Genomic DNA, 13,926 nt, shown 5'->3' on the forward strand with positions numbered 1-13,926 from the left:
TTAATTGACTGGATGGATAAACAGTATGTTAATTGGTTTAGAAGTTAAAAATTTTGCAATCGTAAGTAATTTAAGCACCGAATGGCGCAGCGGTATGACTGCGATCACAGGTGAGACAGGTGCTGGTAAATCTATTGCTATTGATGCCCTATCGCTATGCTTAGGTGAGCGCGCTGAAGCATCAGCAGTTCGCCCAAGCTCTGATAAAGCAGAAGTATGTGCACAATTTGACTTAACAGATCTACCGCTTGCTCAAGCATTTTTAGAGCAACATATGCTAAGCACTTCTGACAACGAGTGCTTATTACGTCGTGTTGTTTGTAAAAATGGCCGTAGTAAAAGCTATATTAATGGTAGTGCAGTTACCGCTTCACAATTAAAAGAACTTGGTCAATATTTAATATCTATTCATGGACAACATGCCCACCAATATTTATTAAAAGCTGAGCATCAGTTACAGCTTTTAGATGCCTATGCAGGGCATCACCACTTAGTAAACTCAGTAAATAAAAACTATAAACAGTTTGCTAACTTACAAAAAGAATTTAAACACTTAGAACAACAACAGCAGCAACAAGCAGCGCAAAAACAATTGTTAGAGTATCAAGTTGCTGAGCTTGATGAATTTGCATTACAAGAAAATGAGTTTGATTTAATTGAGGCTGAGCATTACAAACTAAGCAATAGCCAAACAATATTAGAATCGTGCCAACGTGAGTTACAACACTTATATGAAAGTGATGAGCAAAACGCTTGCTCATTACTACAGCACAGCGCTCAACAATTTACCGAACTGGCTCAATATGACGAAAGTTTAGCAAGCGTAGCTGCTATGCTTAGCGAAGCCGCTGTACAAGTTGAAGAAGCAAGCCGCGAAGTGCGCAATTACACTGAGCAAGCAGATTTAGACCCGGCACGCTTAGTTGAAGTAGAAAATAGGCTAAGTGGAGCGATGGATTTAGCGCGTAAGCATCATATAAAACCACAGCAGTTAGTTGAGTTTCATCAATCGATTGCTCAAGAACTTGAGTCAATAAGTAATAATAGTAATCGTCTGGAGCAGCTTGAGTCAGAAATAGAAAGCGCGTTACTTAGTTACAAGCAAACTGCTGATGAATTAAGTAAAAGCCGCTGCGAGTATGCTAATACACTTAACACACTAATAAGTGAAAGCATGGCTAATTTATCAATGGAAAACGGTGTTTTTGAAATAGCCTTAACTCAAGAGAGTAATCGTACACCAAACAGCCTAGGCTTTGATAATGTCTCGTTTTTAGTATCAACTAATCCGGGGCAACCACTTCAGCCATTAGCTAAAGTAGCATCAGGTGGTGAGCTTTCTCGTATAAGTCTTGCTATACAGGTAATTATTGCCCAAAAAGTAACAACCCCAACGCTTATTTTTGATGAAGTTGATGTAGGTATTTCTGGCCCAACGGCATCTGCTGTAGGTAAGTTATTACGCCAATTAGGTAAATCAACTCAAGTAATTTGTGTTACTCATTTACCGCAAGTTGCCAGTAGTGCACATCAGCAATTTTTTGTAGCTAAAGAAATAGCACAAGGCGAAACGTTTACTCATATGCTGCCTTTAAATAAAGATGGCCGTATTAATGAAATAGCCCGTTTACTTGGCGGCGATAACATAAGCAAAACAGCTAAAGCAAATGCTAAAGAACTAATAATGGCTCACGCCTAATGTGTTAGTAAATAACGTCTTCAAGGATTAAATAATGCACAGTACTTTAGTTGATTTTTGTATAATTTTAAGTTGGTTGTTATTAGTACTAAGCACCTGTTTAATTATATTTAGTAAATATAAACATACTTGTTTTAAACAACGTTTATTTAAGTTTTTAAATAGCTTTTTAGTTTTTCAACTAATCGTTGTGGCCTATTACTTTACTAGCGAAAAAATAAATGGACTAAGTGATTTAGGTGTTAGTTATTGGGTTTTAATTACAATGCAGATTGCGTGTATTGTAATATGCTACATGAGCTTAAAACGCAGAAAGGCTAAAATAAGGCCATCCCTTGATTCGTTTTCAATGGACTAAAGTAAATAAACATTTAAAAAGAGCACGTTCTGTTTTTACCTTGCTCTTTTGCTTTATAAAGTAGTTCATCAGCATGCTTAATATCTAGGTCAATTGAGCGCTCAGCGTTTGCAGCTGTGATGCCAATACTTAGCGTTATATTTACACTATCTGAAAATAAGCTTACAGCTGAAGCTTTAAGGGCATTATGGATTTTTTCTGCAACGAGCTCGCCCTCATCAACGGTTACATTTGGAATCACAATTAAAAATTCCTCACCGCCCCAACGTGAAGCAATCGCATTTTGCGGAATATTATTTTCAAACGTTTTTGCTAAATGGATAAGAGCTTCATCGCCAAAATCATGGCCGAATTGATCATTAATTTTTTTAAAATTATCTACATCAGCTAATAATATTACAAACGGGATATTATTATTTTTAAGCTCATTTTTAAAAGCTATAAGCTTATTCATAGTGAAACGGCGGTTTGGCAGATTAGTGAGTGGATCTATAGTTGCTAAAAATTCATTTTTTTTGCTTAAAGCAATTAATTTACTGCTGTATTTTTCTCTTGAAAATTCGTAATAACCACTCAGCGATGCAACAATTATAAAAGCGAGTATGATTCTGACTGGAAACTGCTCAGGATTGTAGTCATATATATTAAATGTTTCAGCGCAATAAAAACCGAGAACAATCGCCGATAAAAATAAAACAATATCAAACGTCCCTCGTTTAAGCCCTCGAATTGAATAAGTAACAGGAGACACTATAAATATCCATATAGGCCCTGTACCTTGTGCTCCTCCTGTAAGTACAAGATAAAACATCAGTGCATACAGGTTATATAAAATTACAGTTGCAGACTTCTCTACACCTCTACCTATATTAAACGCAGATAAGTAAACAAACGAAGAAACAACCAAAGTAAATGCTAATAAATAGCTGCTGTTAATAAATGCTAAGCTAGCCATCGAAAACGTTGCTATAAAGCCTATTGAGGAAAAGAACCGAACAATGAGCTTCCTTTCTAAATTGTTTGAATATTCGTACATAATTTCTATTTATTTATTAATGTATAAAAGCAAACTTATAGATATAAAGTAAGCAAACCGTAAACAGCGTGCAATAATGAACCTACTTTATATTTAAATCAACTATTAAGGTTAGTAATTAGCACTGACAATTGTGCACATATTTTTAGCCTCTTGCATTTATCTCAGGTAAGTACATTTTTACGATATTAAATTGCTTGGCACTAATACCATTTGCTAAATTATATAAGTACGCCCTTTTATTCCTGCAATAATCGAACTGACTGGTAGTCAAAAAATAATTTAAACCTGCATAGTTAAAGATGGTAGTAACTATTCTATGAATTGTGCCTGGACCGAGTAAACAACACATTAATCAATAAAAGTGCCGTTACAAAAAAAATACACGCATTATACCAATCCGCGATATTACTCAATCAATTTCAAGGATTGAACTTGGCGCTAACTGCGTTAAAACTTTCGAAATACGACTGCATGAATACAAAGCAATGTAGAGGTAATTGCCGAGAACACCTAAGTAGCAAAACTTTAGCCCCATTATCGACATAATTTTGTTATCTCAAAATAGATCACTTAATTAACCGAATTGGTATTAGAGTATATAAACGACATAGAAGAAAGAAGTGTCGATAACGTTTATATATATGAAACGAGCCCTGAAAGCCGCTTAGTAGATACCCAAAGAAATCGCATTTGGCTTATAAAGAACAACCCATAATAACAAAGCAGTTTCTTTGAAAGTTACTATATAAGGTTACTACATGAAGTTACTAACAAAAGGTGTTGCTCAAGAAAGCCATACAAGAGATGGTATAAATATAGCACCATTTGTCACTAATTACGTTGACATTACATTTGGATAAAACAAATAAAAAAGCAAGCCACTTGGCTTGCTTTAAATATCGTTATTTTAAAACGAAAAATTAAACTTTTAAGTAATCCATAATACCTTCTGCAGCGTTACGTCCTTCAAAAATAGCAGTTACCACTAAATCTGAACCACGTACAATGTCGCCACCAGCAAATATTTTAGGGTTAGTAGTTTGATGTGTAAACTCACCTTGCTCTGGTGCGTTAATACCGCCCCAGTTGTTTATTTCTACATCGTATTTTTCTAACCAATCCATTTTGTGAGGCTGGAAACCAAACGCCATAATAACTTGATCTGCTTCAATAACATGTTCTGAACCAGGTACTTCTTCAGCACGGCTTCTGCCTTTTGCGTCAGGTTCACCTAATTTAGTTTTAACCATTTTAACGCCGGTCACTTTACCTTTATCGTTCAGTACAATGCCTTTAGGCTGAACGTTATACGTAAATATAACGCCTTCTTCTTTCGCATTTTTAACTTCACGTTTAGAGCCTGGCATATTTTCTTTATCACGACGATAAGCACACGTTACTTTTGCAGCATTTTGTCGAATAGACGTACGCACACAGTCCATCGCTGTATCACCACCGCCAAGTACAACTACTTTTTGATTAGCCATATCAATACACGGTTGTTTTGTCTCGTCGTAGCCCATTACACGGTTCGTGTTACCAATCAAAAACGGCAATGCATCGTGAACACCCGGTGCATCTTCATTTTCAAGACCTGCACGCATACTCTGATACGTACCAACCCCTAAAAACACAGCGTCGTAATCAGCTAAAATTTGATCAAGTGTAATATCAACACCTACTTCAACATTTAACTTAAATTCTACGCCCATTTCAGTGAAAATTTCACGGCGCTTTTGCATTACTGATTTTTCAAGTTTAAAAGAAGGAATACCAAATGTGAGTAGTCCACCTATTTCTGGGTGACGATCAAACACCACTGGTTTAACGCCGTTACGCACTAAAATATCAGCACACCCTAAACCTGCAGGGCCCGCACCAATAATGGCTACTTTTTTGTCAGTCCATGTTACATAAGACATATCAGGCTTCCAGCCCATTTTAAATGCCTCATCAGTAATGTATTTTTCAATATTACCAATTGTAACCGCACCAAACTCTTCATCGAGCGTACACGAGCCTTCACACAAGCGGTCTTGTGGGCAAACACGCCCACAAACCTCTGGTAAACTATTTGTACGATGAGAAAGCTCAGCCGCCTCTATAATACGGCCCGTGCGTATTAACTTTAACCATTGTGGAATGTAGTTATGTACTGGACATTTCCACTCACAGTATGGGTTACCACAATCTAAACAACGGTCAGCTTGTGAGTTAACCTGATTCTCTGAAAAGGGTTCGTAAATTTCTACGAAAGATTTTTTACGTGACGAGATTGGTTTTTTGCGTGGGTCTACACGCTGCACGTCTATAAATTGATATACATTTTCGCTCATACTGCCCCCTTATTGCGCCTGAACACGTAGTTCGGCACTACTGCGAGCGCGATGCCCGAGTAAACTTTTTACGTCACTTGATATTGGTTTTACTAATTTGAACATAGGTAAGTACAATTCAAAGTTAGCCAAAATACTTTCTGCTCTGCACGAACCCGTAAGCTCTAAATGCTCAGCAATTAAGCCGCGTAAATGTTCTTGATGCGACGTTAATTCGTCTAGTGTTACTATTTCGACAAGCTCTGGATTAATGCGTTTTTCAAAATCATTTCGCTCATCTAAAATATAAGCAAAACCACCTGTCATACCCGCACCAAAGTTAACGCCTACATTGCCCAGTACACATACAACGCCGCCCGTCATGTATTCACAACAGTTGTCACCTACACCTTCAACAACCGCTTGCACACCTGAGTTACGAACTGCAAAGCGCTCGCCTGCACAACCTGCAGCAAACAGTTTGCCGCCTGTTGCACCGTATAAACATGTGTTGCCTGCAATTGTGGCTTTGTGACTTTCGAACGACGAGCCAAGTGGTGGACGAATAACTAACTTGCCACCCGCCATGCCTTTACCTACGTAATCGTTTGCATCGCCAACCAGTGTCATTTCAAGGCCGCCGGCATTCCACACACCAAATGATTGACCCGCAGTACCGTGTAGCTCAATTGCTACAGGATCTGCCGCCATTCCTTGGTTGCCATATTTATCGGCAATATAGCCAGAAAGCATTGCACCCACCGATCTGTCGGTATTACAAATACGACTTACTAGTGAGATACCGCTTGAAGCATCAATTGCTTCTTGCGCCTTAGCAAGTAGGCTCTCATTAAGTTTTCCTAAATAATGTGAGCTATTAGGCGCACTACAATAAAGTGTTTCGCCAGTTGGGTTATTAGGCTGAGCAATTACGGAAGATAAATCAATTTTCTTCTGTTTTGCTGTTTTGCCTTCAATGGCTTCAAGCAAATCTAAACGACCGATTAAATCAGTTAAGTTTACAACCCCCAAGCTTGCCATGATTTCACGTGCTTCTTGCGCTATAAACTTAAAGTAGTTCATCGCCATTTCTGGTAAGCCGTGGTAATGCTTTTGACGAAGTGTTTCGTCTTGTGTTGCAACACCGGTTGCACAGTTGTTTAAGTGGCAAATTCGTAAGTATTTACAACCAAGCGCAACCATTGGGCCGGTACCAAAGCCAAAGCTTTCTGCACCTAAAATTGCCGCTTTAATTATATCTAAACCTGTTTTTAAGCCACCATCTGTTTGCAAACGAATGCGATGACGCAGTCCATTTTCAACAAGGGCTTGCTGCGTTTCAGCAAGTCCTAGCTCCCATGGGCTACCTGCATATTTAACTGAAGTAAGTGGGCTTGCGCCTGTACCGCCATCATAGCCAGAAATAGTAATTAAATCGGCATACGCTTTAGCAACACCTGTCGCAATGGTTCCTACGCCTGGTTCTGAAACCAGTTTTACAGAAATAAGTGCTTTAGGGTTTACTTGTTTCAAATCGAAAATTAGCTGTGCTAAATCTTCAATTGAGTAAATATCGTGATGTGGTGGTGGCGAAATTAATGTAACACCTGGAACAGAATAACGAAGCTTAGCAATATATGGGGTTACTTTTTCACCCGGTAATTGACCGCCTTCGCCTGGTTTTGCACCTTGCGCTACTTTAATTTGAATAACGTCAGCACTGCGTAAGTAATGCGGCGTTACGCCAAATCGACCTGAAGCAACTTGCTTAATACGCGAGTTTTTCTCGGTACCATAACGCAGCTTATCTTCACCGCCTTCACCAGAGTTTGAACAACCACCTAAGCGGTTCATTGCAATTGCTAGAGCCTCATGCGCTTCTGGCGATAATGCACCAATACTCATTGCTGCTGAATCGAAACGCTTGTATAGGTTTTCTGCAGGCTCTACATCATCGATGCTAATGCCTTGCTCTGGAATTTTAAGCGCAAGCATGTCACGTAAAGTGGCAATAGGACGCGTATTAACAAGTTTTGCATATTCACTGTAATCACTATATTCACCAGAACGAACTGCTTTTTGCAGGGTTTGGATTACATCAGGATTATAAGCATGATACTCGCCGCCATGTACGTACTTAAACAAGCCGCCGTGGCTTAATAATTTACGCTTACTTAGAGCGAGTTTGTGTAAGCTTTGCTGATCGTCATCAAAGTCGGTAAAGCATGCGCCCTGTATGCGACTTGCCACACCTTTAAAGCACATTTGTACAATAGCGTCAGATAAACCAACCGCTTCAAACAACATTGAGCAGCGATATGACGCAACCGTACTTATGCCCATTTTAGACATGATTTTGTATAAGCCCTTGTTAATGGCTTTACGGTAAGCAAGAGTTACTTCGCAATACGACTTATTAATAATTTTGCTGTCGCTCATCGCAACTAACGATTCATACGCAAGGTATGGATAAATTGCCGTAGCACCAAAGCCTAATAACACAGCAAACTGATGCGCATCACGCACGCTACCGGTTTCAATGATAATGTTTGATTCACAGCGAAGATTGTTATCAACTAATCGTTTTTGTACCGCACCTACAGCCATAGCTGCTGGAATTGGTAAATTTATTTCATCAAAGTTACGGTCAGTTAAAATAAGCATGATACAACCAGCGGCTGCTTTTTCTTGTGCTTGGTCACAAATACGCGTTACCGCATTTTCTAAACCTTCTTCAACTGTGTAGGTAATATCAATTTTACAGTAGCTGTAATGCGCTTCATCAGCATTTAATAGCTGCTGCATGTCTGCGTACATTAAAATTGGCGTATCAAACTGTAGGCGCTTAGCATGGCCTGTTGTTTCGTTAAATACGTTTTGCTCACTACCAATACATGTCGCAAGTGACATTACATGATTTTCACGCAGTGGATCGATAGGTGGATTTGTTACTTGCGCAAATTTTTGGCGGAAGTAATCATAAAGCGAACGATGCCCTTCACTAAGCACTGCAAATGGCGTGTCATCACCCATTGAGCCGGTTGCTTCTTGGCCGTTTTCACCCATTACACGAATAACACTATCAAGTTCTTCGTTGGTATAACCAAACATTTTTTGATATTTAGCTAGCGTTTCGTCATCAAATGAGCGATTACCCGCGTCTTGTTCAGTAAGCTCTTCAAATGGAACTAAACGTTTAACGTTCTCTTCAAGCCATGACTTGTAAGGATGGCGAGACTTTAAATCTTGATCGATTTCATCTGAGTGCCAAATTTTGCCAAGCTTAGTATCAATAACTAATAATTCACCTGGACCAACACGGCCTTTTTCAACTACTTCATCGGCAGTGTAATCCCAAATACCCACTTCTGATGCAAGCGTAATAAAGCCATCTTGTGTAATTACATAGCGCGCTGGGCGAAGTCCATTACGGTCAAGGTTACAAGCCGCAAAACGACCATCCGACATAACAATACCTGCCGGGCCATCCCATGGTTCCATATGCATAGAGTTAAAGTCGTAAAATGCACGTAAATCGTCGTCCATTGCACGGTTTTTCTGCCATGCAGGTGGTACGAGCATACGCATAGCGCGGAATAAATCCATGCCACCAGCTAAAAATAGCTCAAGCATATTATCTAGGCTTGATGAATCAGAGCCGGTTTCGTTTACAAACGGCGCTGCGCTTTGTAAATCAGGAATAAGCGGTGACGCAAACTTATATGAACGTGCGCGTGCCCACTGGCGGTTACCTTCAATAGTATTAATTTCACCATTGTGTGCTAAATAGCGGAAAGGTTGAGCTAAAGGCCAACGCGGCTGAGTATTAGTAGAGAAGCGCTGATGGAAAACACAAATCGCACTCGTCATACGAATATCAGCTAAATCTAGGTAAAAATTTGGTAAATCTGCAGGCATCATTAAGCCTTTATAGATAGTTACCAAACCAGATAGACTTGCGATATAGAAAGCTTCGTCATCAACAATGCGCTTCTCAGCGCGGCGGCGTGCTACATATAAGCGACGCTCTAAGTCTTTAGAACGCCAACCTTCTGGCGCGCTAACAAAAATTTGTTCAAAACCTGGTAATTGCTGTACAGCAATAGGACCCAACATAGATGGGTCAGTTGGCACAACGCGCCAACCTAAAATATTTAACGTTTCTTTTTCTAATTCTTCGCTAAGTATTTGTTTTGCAGCTTGCGCTAAAACAGGGTCTGAATTTAAAAATATCATACCCACTGCGTAGTTTTTGCCTAAGTGCCAGTTATGTTCACTAGCAATAGCACGGAAAAAGCTATCTGGTTTTTGTAATAATAAACCACAGCCATCACCTGTTTTACCATCGGCAGATATACCACCACGGTGCTGCATGCGATCAAGCCCCGTAATAGCAGTACGAATAAGCCTATGACTAGCTTGACCATTAACTTGGGCTATTAAGCCAAAGCCACAATTTTCTTTTTCTAACTTTGAGTCGTATAACATAGACCCCTCCCCTTGCTGCACTGTTAGCGTGGATGAACTGCTCGACGATTTGCTAACAGACGGACAAAACTAGCCTCTATCTTAAATAGAGTCAATAGCACTTTGAATACATATTCACATTCTTGAATATTTCTCACTTCATAGCAAGATTTCTTTTTATCATTATTTTTAACATTTAGCGTTATTTTAACCACTATTTTTTCATGACACTGGTGTCAAGTTTAACATATTGTAAAAAACACGAGCCTTCATCGTGACAGCTTACGTAAACGTAAAGGCAACCGAAAGTGAATAAGTATTCAGCGCTAGAGGGGCTATTCAGTTAACATTTAGATAGTTTTATGCTATTTCATTACTTTAATGGCTTAACATCCCCGATTATTGCTGCTCATTAGTATAGTTATGAAAGTTCATGTCATTTTTTGTACGTTAATAGTGAATTTTTATTTAAAACTATGTCCGATGCGGACACATAAACTGTCCGCGGACATAAATTTCAATAACAAAAAAATAAAATTACTTAAATATCAATAAGATAATAGTTGGCATATTAATCGTATAGCTTTATATATAATCGCTAATTGGAATTACTATGTTTACTCTAAGCTTATTTTTACTCTCTCCTATTGCCGCTATTTGCACAGCAGCTTTATTACTGCTGTGCGAAAAATACATAAAAGCAATTTAGGGGAAATTAAATGATTAAAGATACCAGCGCACAAGACGTACAGGTAAAGGCACCTATAAGCTATAAAAAATACGCGATGATCACTGCGATTGTTTTCATTGTGGTCTCTGCAATTGCTTATATTTTTTTAACTAACCATAGCGCTAAAAGCTCTATTAGCCGCTCAAAAGTACAGATTGCAAAAGTACATGTTAAAGCGCTCATTCGAGACATTGCCGCCAGTGGTAAAATTGTTGCTGCTAATGCCCCTAAAATCTACAGTCCAGAACGGGGATTTATAGATTTAAAAGTAAAGGCCGGCGATACAGTAAAGCAAGGCAACACACTTGCCCTGCTGCAAAGCCCTGAGTTAACTAATGAATTAAAGCAACAGGAGTCTGTACTTAAAAGACTTGAAGGCGAACAGCAAAGGCAGCATTTGCAAGCAAGACGCCAAACACTCACCTTAAATAAAACACTCGATATGGCACAAGTCGAGCTTAACGCCGCTGAGCGCGAAAATCGTCGCGCACAGTTATCAATACAAAAGCACTTAATTAGCCAAATTGATCTAGAAAAAGCAGTTGATGATTTATCCCGAGCTAAGCTCTCCTATAAGCATGCGCAGCAAGAGGTATTGCTTGCCAAAGACACGCTCACTTTTGAACTACAAGCTGCTAAAAGTGATGTGACCCGCCAACAACTTATTGTTGATGACTTAATCCGAAAAGTAAGCAACCTATCTATTAAAGCTACCGTTACAGGGATCGTGGGTAACCTATTAGTGCAACAAAAAGCCGCAGTGACGCAAAGCCAACCTCTTATGACTCTCGTCGACTTAAGTAATTTTGAAGCCGAACTCCAAGTTCCTGAAAGTTACGCAAACGAATTAGGGCTCGGTATGGAAGTAGAGCTTAAGTTAGGCAATGAAACAGTGATGGGGAATTTATCCGCCATATCACCAGAAGTTAATAATCGTGAAGTAACAGCACGCGTCCGGTTTAAAGGTGTTACTAACAACATTCGTCAGAACCAACGCTTAACTGCACGTATTTTACTCGACAACCGAGAAGGTGTAATGCAAGTAAAGCGTGGTGCATTTATGCAGCAAGGCGGAATTATAGCTTATAAAGTCGATGGCAATATCGCAAAGCGTATACCTATTACAATAGGCGCCACCAGCATTAATGCGGTTGAGCTTTTAAGCGGACTAAAAGAAAACGATGAAATTATTATTTCAAGCTACAGCGACTTTAAGCAAGCCAACACGATTTTATTAAATTAAACAGACGTTCTCAACCAACGCTAAAAATAATTAGGAACAACCATGTTACAAATGAACAATGTAAGTAAAGTATACCAAACAGAAATGGTACAAACCCATGCGCTTCGAGATTTTAATCTGCAAGTAAACGAAGGCGAATTTATTGCTGTTACCGGTCCTAGCGGCTCAGGAAAAACAACCTTTTTAAATATTGCAGGTATGCTCGAGCCTTTTAACGAAGGTGAATACCTGTTGGATGGCGTTAATGTTGGCAGCCTAAACGATAACCAACGTGCTGATTTACGTAATCAAAAAATTGGCTTTATATTTCAAGGCTTTAATTTGATCCCCGATTTAAATTTATATGAAAACATAGAAGTTCCTCTTCGCTACAGAGGGATTAAAGCAAATGAGCGAAAACGTCGAATTGAGCAATGCCTTGAACAAGTTGGTTTAGCATCTCGCGCTAAACACTTACCTCAACAACTCTCTGGTGGCCAGCAACAACGTGTGGCAATAGCCCGTGCGCTTGCTGGTGAACCTCGTTTTTTACTTGCCGATGAGCCAACAGGTAACCTTGACAGCTTAATGGCTCGCCAAGTTATGGAGTTACTTGAACAAATCAATCGCGACGGTGCCACTATTGTAATGGTAACGCATGATAGCGAATTAGCCCGCCGTGCTCCGCGTAATATTCAAGTAGTTGATGGACAACTTGCCGACTTTACGCTTTATCAGGGCGCGCAAACTATAAAAACAGCATCGGGGGTTTAACTAATGTTTATTCATTATTTAGATTTAAGTTGGCGCAGCTTCAAGCGCACCCCACTGGTTAGCTTTTTAATGGTACTTGCCATTGCGATAGGTATAGGCATAACAATGACCAGCCTTAGTGTTTATCACATGATGTCGGCCGATCCTATCCCAGAAAAAAGCAGCCAACTTTACAGTGTGCAATTACAAACAATGGACGATGGTAGTACGTGGTGGACAGAAGATAACATGCCACTGCAACTGACCTATCAAGATGCTGAGAACTTATTAAACGCACCCACGTCAGAGAAAAAAGTGGCTATGATGCGTACCGGCTTTTCAGTTTATTTAGACTCCGACAAAATAAAACCTTTTATAGGTAATGCTCGCATGACAACGCCTGACTTTTTTAGCATGTTTAATTTGTCATTTCTATACGGAGGGGCTTGGAGCAAAGAGCAAGAAAACTCAGCCGCACCTGTGGTTGTTATTACCCAAGAGATAAACGATAAACTATTTGCAGGACAAAACTCCGTCGGAGAACTGATTTACTTAGATGATGCAAGCTATCAAGTAGTTGGTGTTATTAACCATTGGCCTCTCAATATTAAATATTATGATTTAAATAACGGTGCATTTAATCAAGTAGAAGAGTTATTTATGCCCTTTAGCTTAATAAAGGCAAAAGAGCTCGTAAGTTGGGGCAATAGCAATGGATGGAAACACGAAAACACACCAACCTTTGCAGATAAACTGCAATCTGAGCAAGTATGGATCCAGTTTTGGGCAGAGCTAAATACGCTTGAACAAAAACAAGCCTATCAAAATTACTTATTAGCCTATATGCAAGAACAACAAAAACGTGGTCGATTTAATCGTAAAGAACTTGAGTATAAACTTCGCGATGTAAACCAATGGATGCAATACAACAACGTCGTCACCGAAGACAATAAAATTTTAGTGGGCCTGAGCTTTATGTTCTTAGGTGTCTGCTTAGCCAATATTTTAGGTTTACTTTTAGCTAAGTTTTTACGCAGAGCGCCAGAAGTAGGTGTAAGGCGCGCATTAGGTGCTAGTAAAAGGCAAATATTTTTACAGCACTTAGTTGAGGTCGCCATGCTTGGCTTTGTAGGTGGCATGCTAGGAATTGTACTAGCACAACTTGGCTTAATGGGCGTAGTGCAAAGCTACGACTACTATGAAAACTTAGCGACAATGGATTTGACCATGCTATTGAGCGCCCCATTGATTGCAATTACAACCTGCATTTTGGCTGGTTTGTACCCAGCTTGGTTAGTGTGTAAAACCAATCCTGCTATTTATCTTAAGAGCCAATAAGGAAT

General features: G+C 39.4%; 7 protein-coding genes. 4 read left to right on the forward strand and 3 right to left on the reverse strand.

Annotation, left to right across the window (positions count from 1 at the left end; translation table 11 throughout):
• Positions 1-25: 25 nt before the first annotated feature.
• A complete protein-coding gene (gene recN / locus QL995_RS08390; protein ID WP_007584560.1) occupies positions 26-1,699 on the forward strand; it encodes a DNA repair protein RecN in 1,674 nt (557 codons plus the stop codon).
• A 371-nt stretch (positions 1,700-2,070) separates the two neighbouring features.
• Here the strand turns inward: recN and QL995_RS08395 are convergent, their stop codons facing one another.
• From QL995_RS08395 to gltB, 3 genes are all read right to left on the reverse strand, one after another.
• Positions 2,071-3,093, reverse strand: coding sequence for a GGDEF domain-containing protein (locus tag QL995_RS08395; protein WP_356947983.1), 1,023 nt, complete (start codon positions 3,091-3,093; stop codon positions 2,071-2,073).
• A gap of 923 nt (positions 3,094-4,016) precedes the next feature.
• Complete coding sequence (locus QL995_RS08400; protein ID WP_007375839.1) at positions 4,017-5,432, reverse strand: FAD-dependent oxidoreductase; 1,416 nt, start codon at positions 5,430-5,432, stop codon at positions 4,017-4,019.
• Between the two features lie 9 nt (positions 5,433-5,441).
• Positions 5,442-9,899, reverse strand: a complete 4,458-nt coding sequence (gene gltB / locus QL995_RS08405) for a glutamate synthase large subunit (protein ID WP_010553406.1) — start codon at positions 9,897-9,899, stop codon at positions 5,442-5,444.
• A 698-nt stretch (positions 9,900-10,597) separates the two neighbouring features.
• On the opposite strand from gltB, the gene QL995_RS08410 reads away from it, so the two are divergent.
• From QL995_RS08410 to QL995_RS08420, 3 genes are read left to right on the forward strand one after another with little or no spacing between them, the layout of a single operon-like run.
• Complete coding sequence (locus QL995_RS08410) at positions 10,598-11,851, forward strand: efflux RND transporter periplasmic adaptor subunit (protein WP_290293973.1); 1,254 nt, start codon at positions 10,598-10,600, stop codon at positions 11,849-11,851.
• Positions 11,852-11,893: 42 nt separating this feature from the next.
• Positions 11,894-12,604, forward strand: coding sequence for an ABC transporter ATP-binding protein (locus QL995_RS08415; protein ID WP_004335374.1), 711 nt, complete (start codon positions 11,894-11,896; stop codon positions 12,602-12,604).
• A 3-nt stretch (positions 12,605-12,607) separates the two neighbouring features.
• The gene (locus QL995_RS08420; protein WP_290293974.1) at positions 12,608-13,921 is read left to right on the forward strand and encodes an ABC transporter permease; all 1,314 of its coding nucleotides are present in this window, start codon (positions 12,608-12,610) and stop codon (positions 13,919-13,921) included.
• Positions 13,922-13,926 lie beyond the last annotated feature (5 nt).

The sequence above is a fragment of the Pseudoalteromonas sp. APC 3358 genome (genome assembly GCF_030408075.1).
Lineage (GTDB): Bacteria > Pseudomonadota > Gammaproteobacteria > Enterobacterales > Alteromonadaceae > Pseudoalteromonas > Pseudoalteromonas arctica.

Excerpts from the sequence above, each read along its gene's own strand:
- recN (WP_007584560.1), top strand. The coding sequence starts at position 26 with ATGTTAATTGGTTTAGAAGTTAAAAATTTTGCAATCGTAAGTAATTTA.
- QL995_RS08395 (WP_356947983.1), bottom strand. The coding sequence starts at position 3,093 with ATGTACGAATATTCAAACAATTTAGAAAGGAAGCTCATTGTTCGGTTC.
- QL995_RS08400 (WP_007375839.1), bottom strand. The coding sequence starts at position 5,432 with ATGAGCGAAAATGTATATCAATTTATAGACGTGCAGCGTGTAGACCCA.
- gltB (WP_010553406.1), bottom strand. The coding sequence starts at position 9,899 with ATGTTATACGACTCAAAGTTAGAAAAAGAAAATTGTGGCTTTGGCTTA.
- QL995_RS08410 (WP_290293973.1), top strand. The coding sequence starts at position 10,598 with ATGATTAAAGATACCAGCGCACAAGACGTACAGGTAAAGGCACCTATA.
- QL995_RS08415 (WP_004335374.1), top strand. The coding sequence starts at position 11,894 with ATGTTACAAATGAACAATGTAAGTAAAGTATACCAAACAGAAATGGTA.
- QL995_RS08420 (WP_290293974.1), top strand. The coding sequence starts at position 12,608 with ATGTTTATTCATTATTTAGATTTAAGTTGGCGCAGCTTCAAGCGCACC.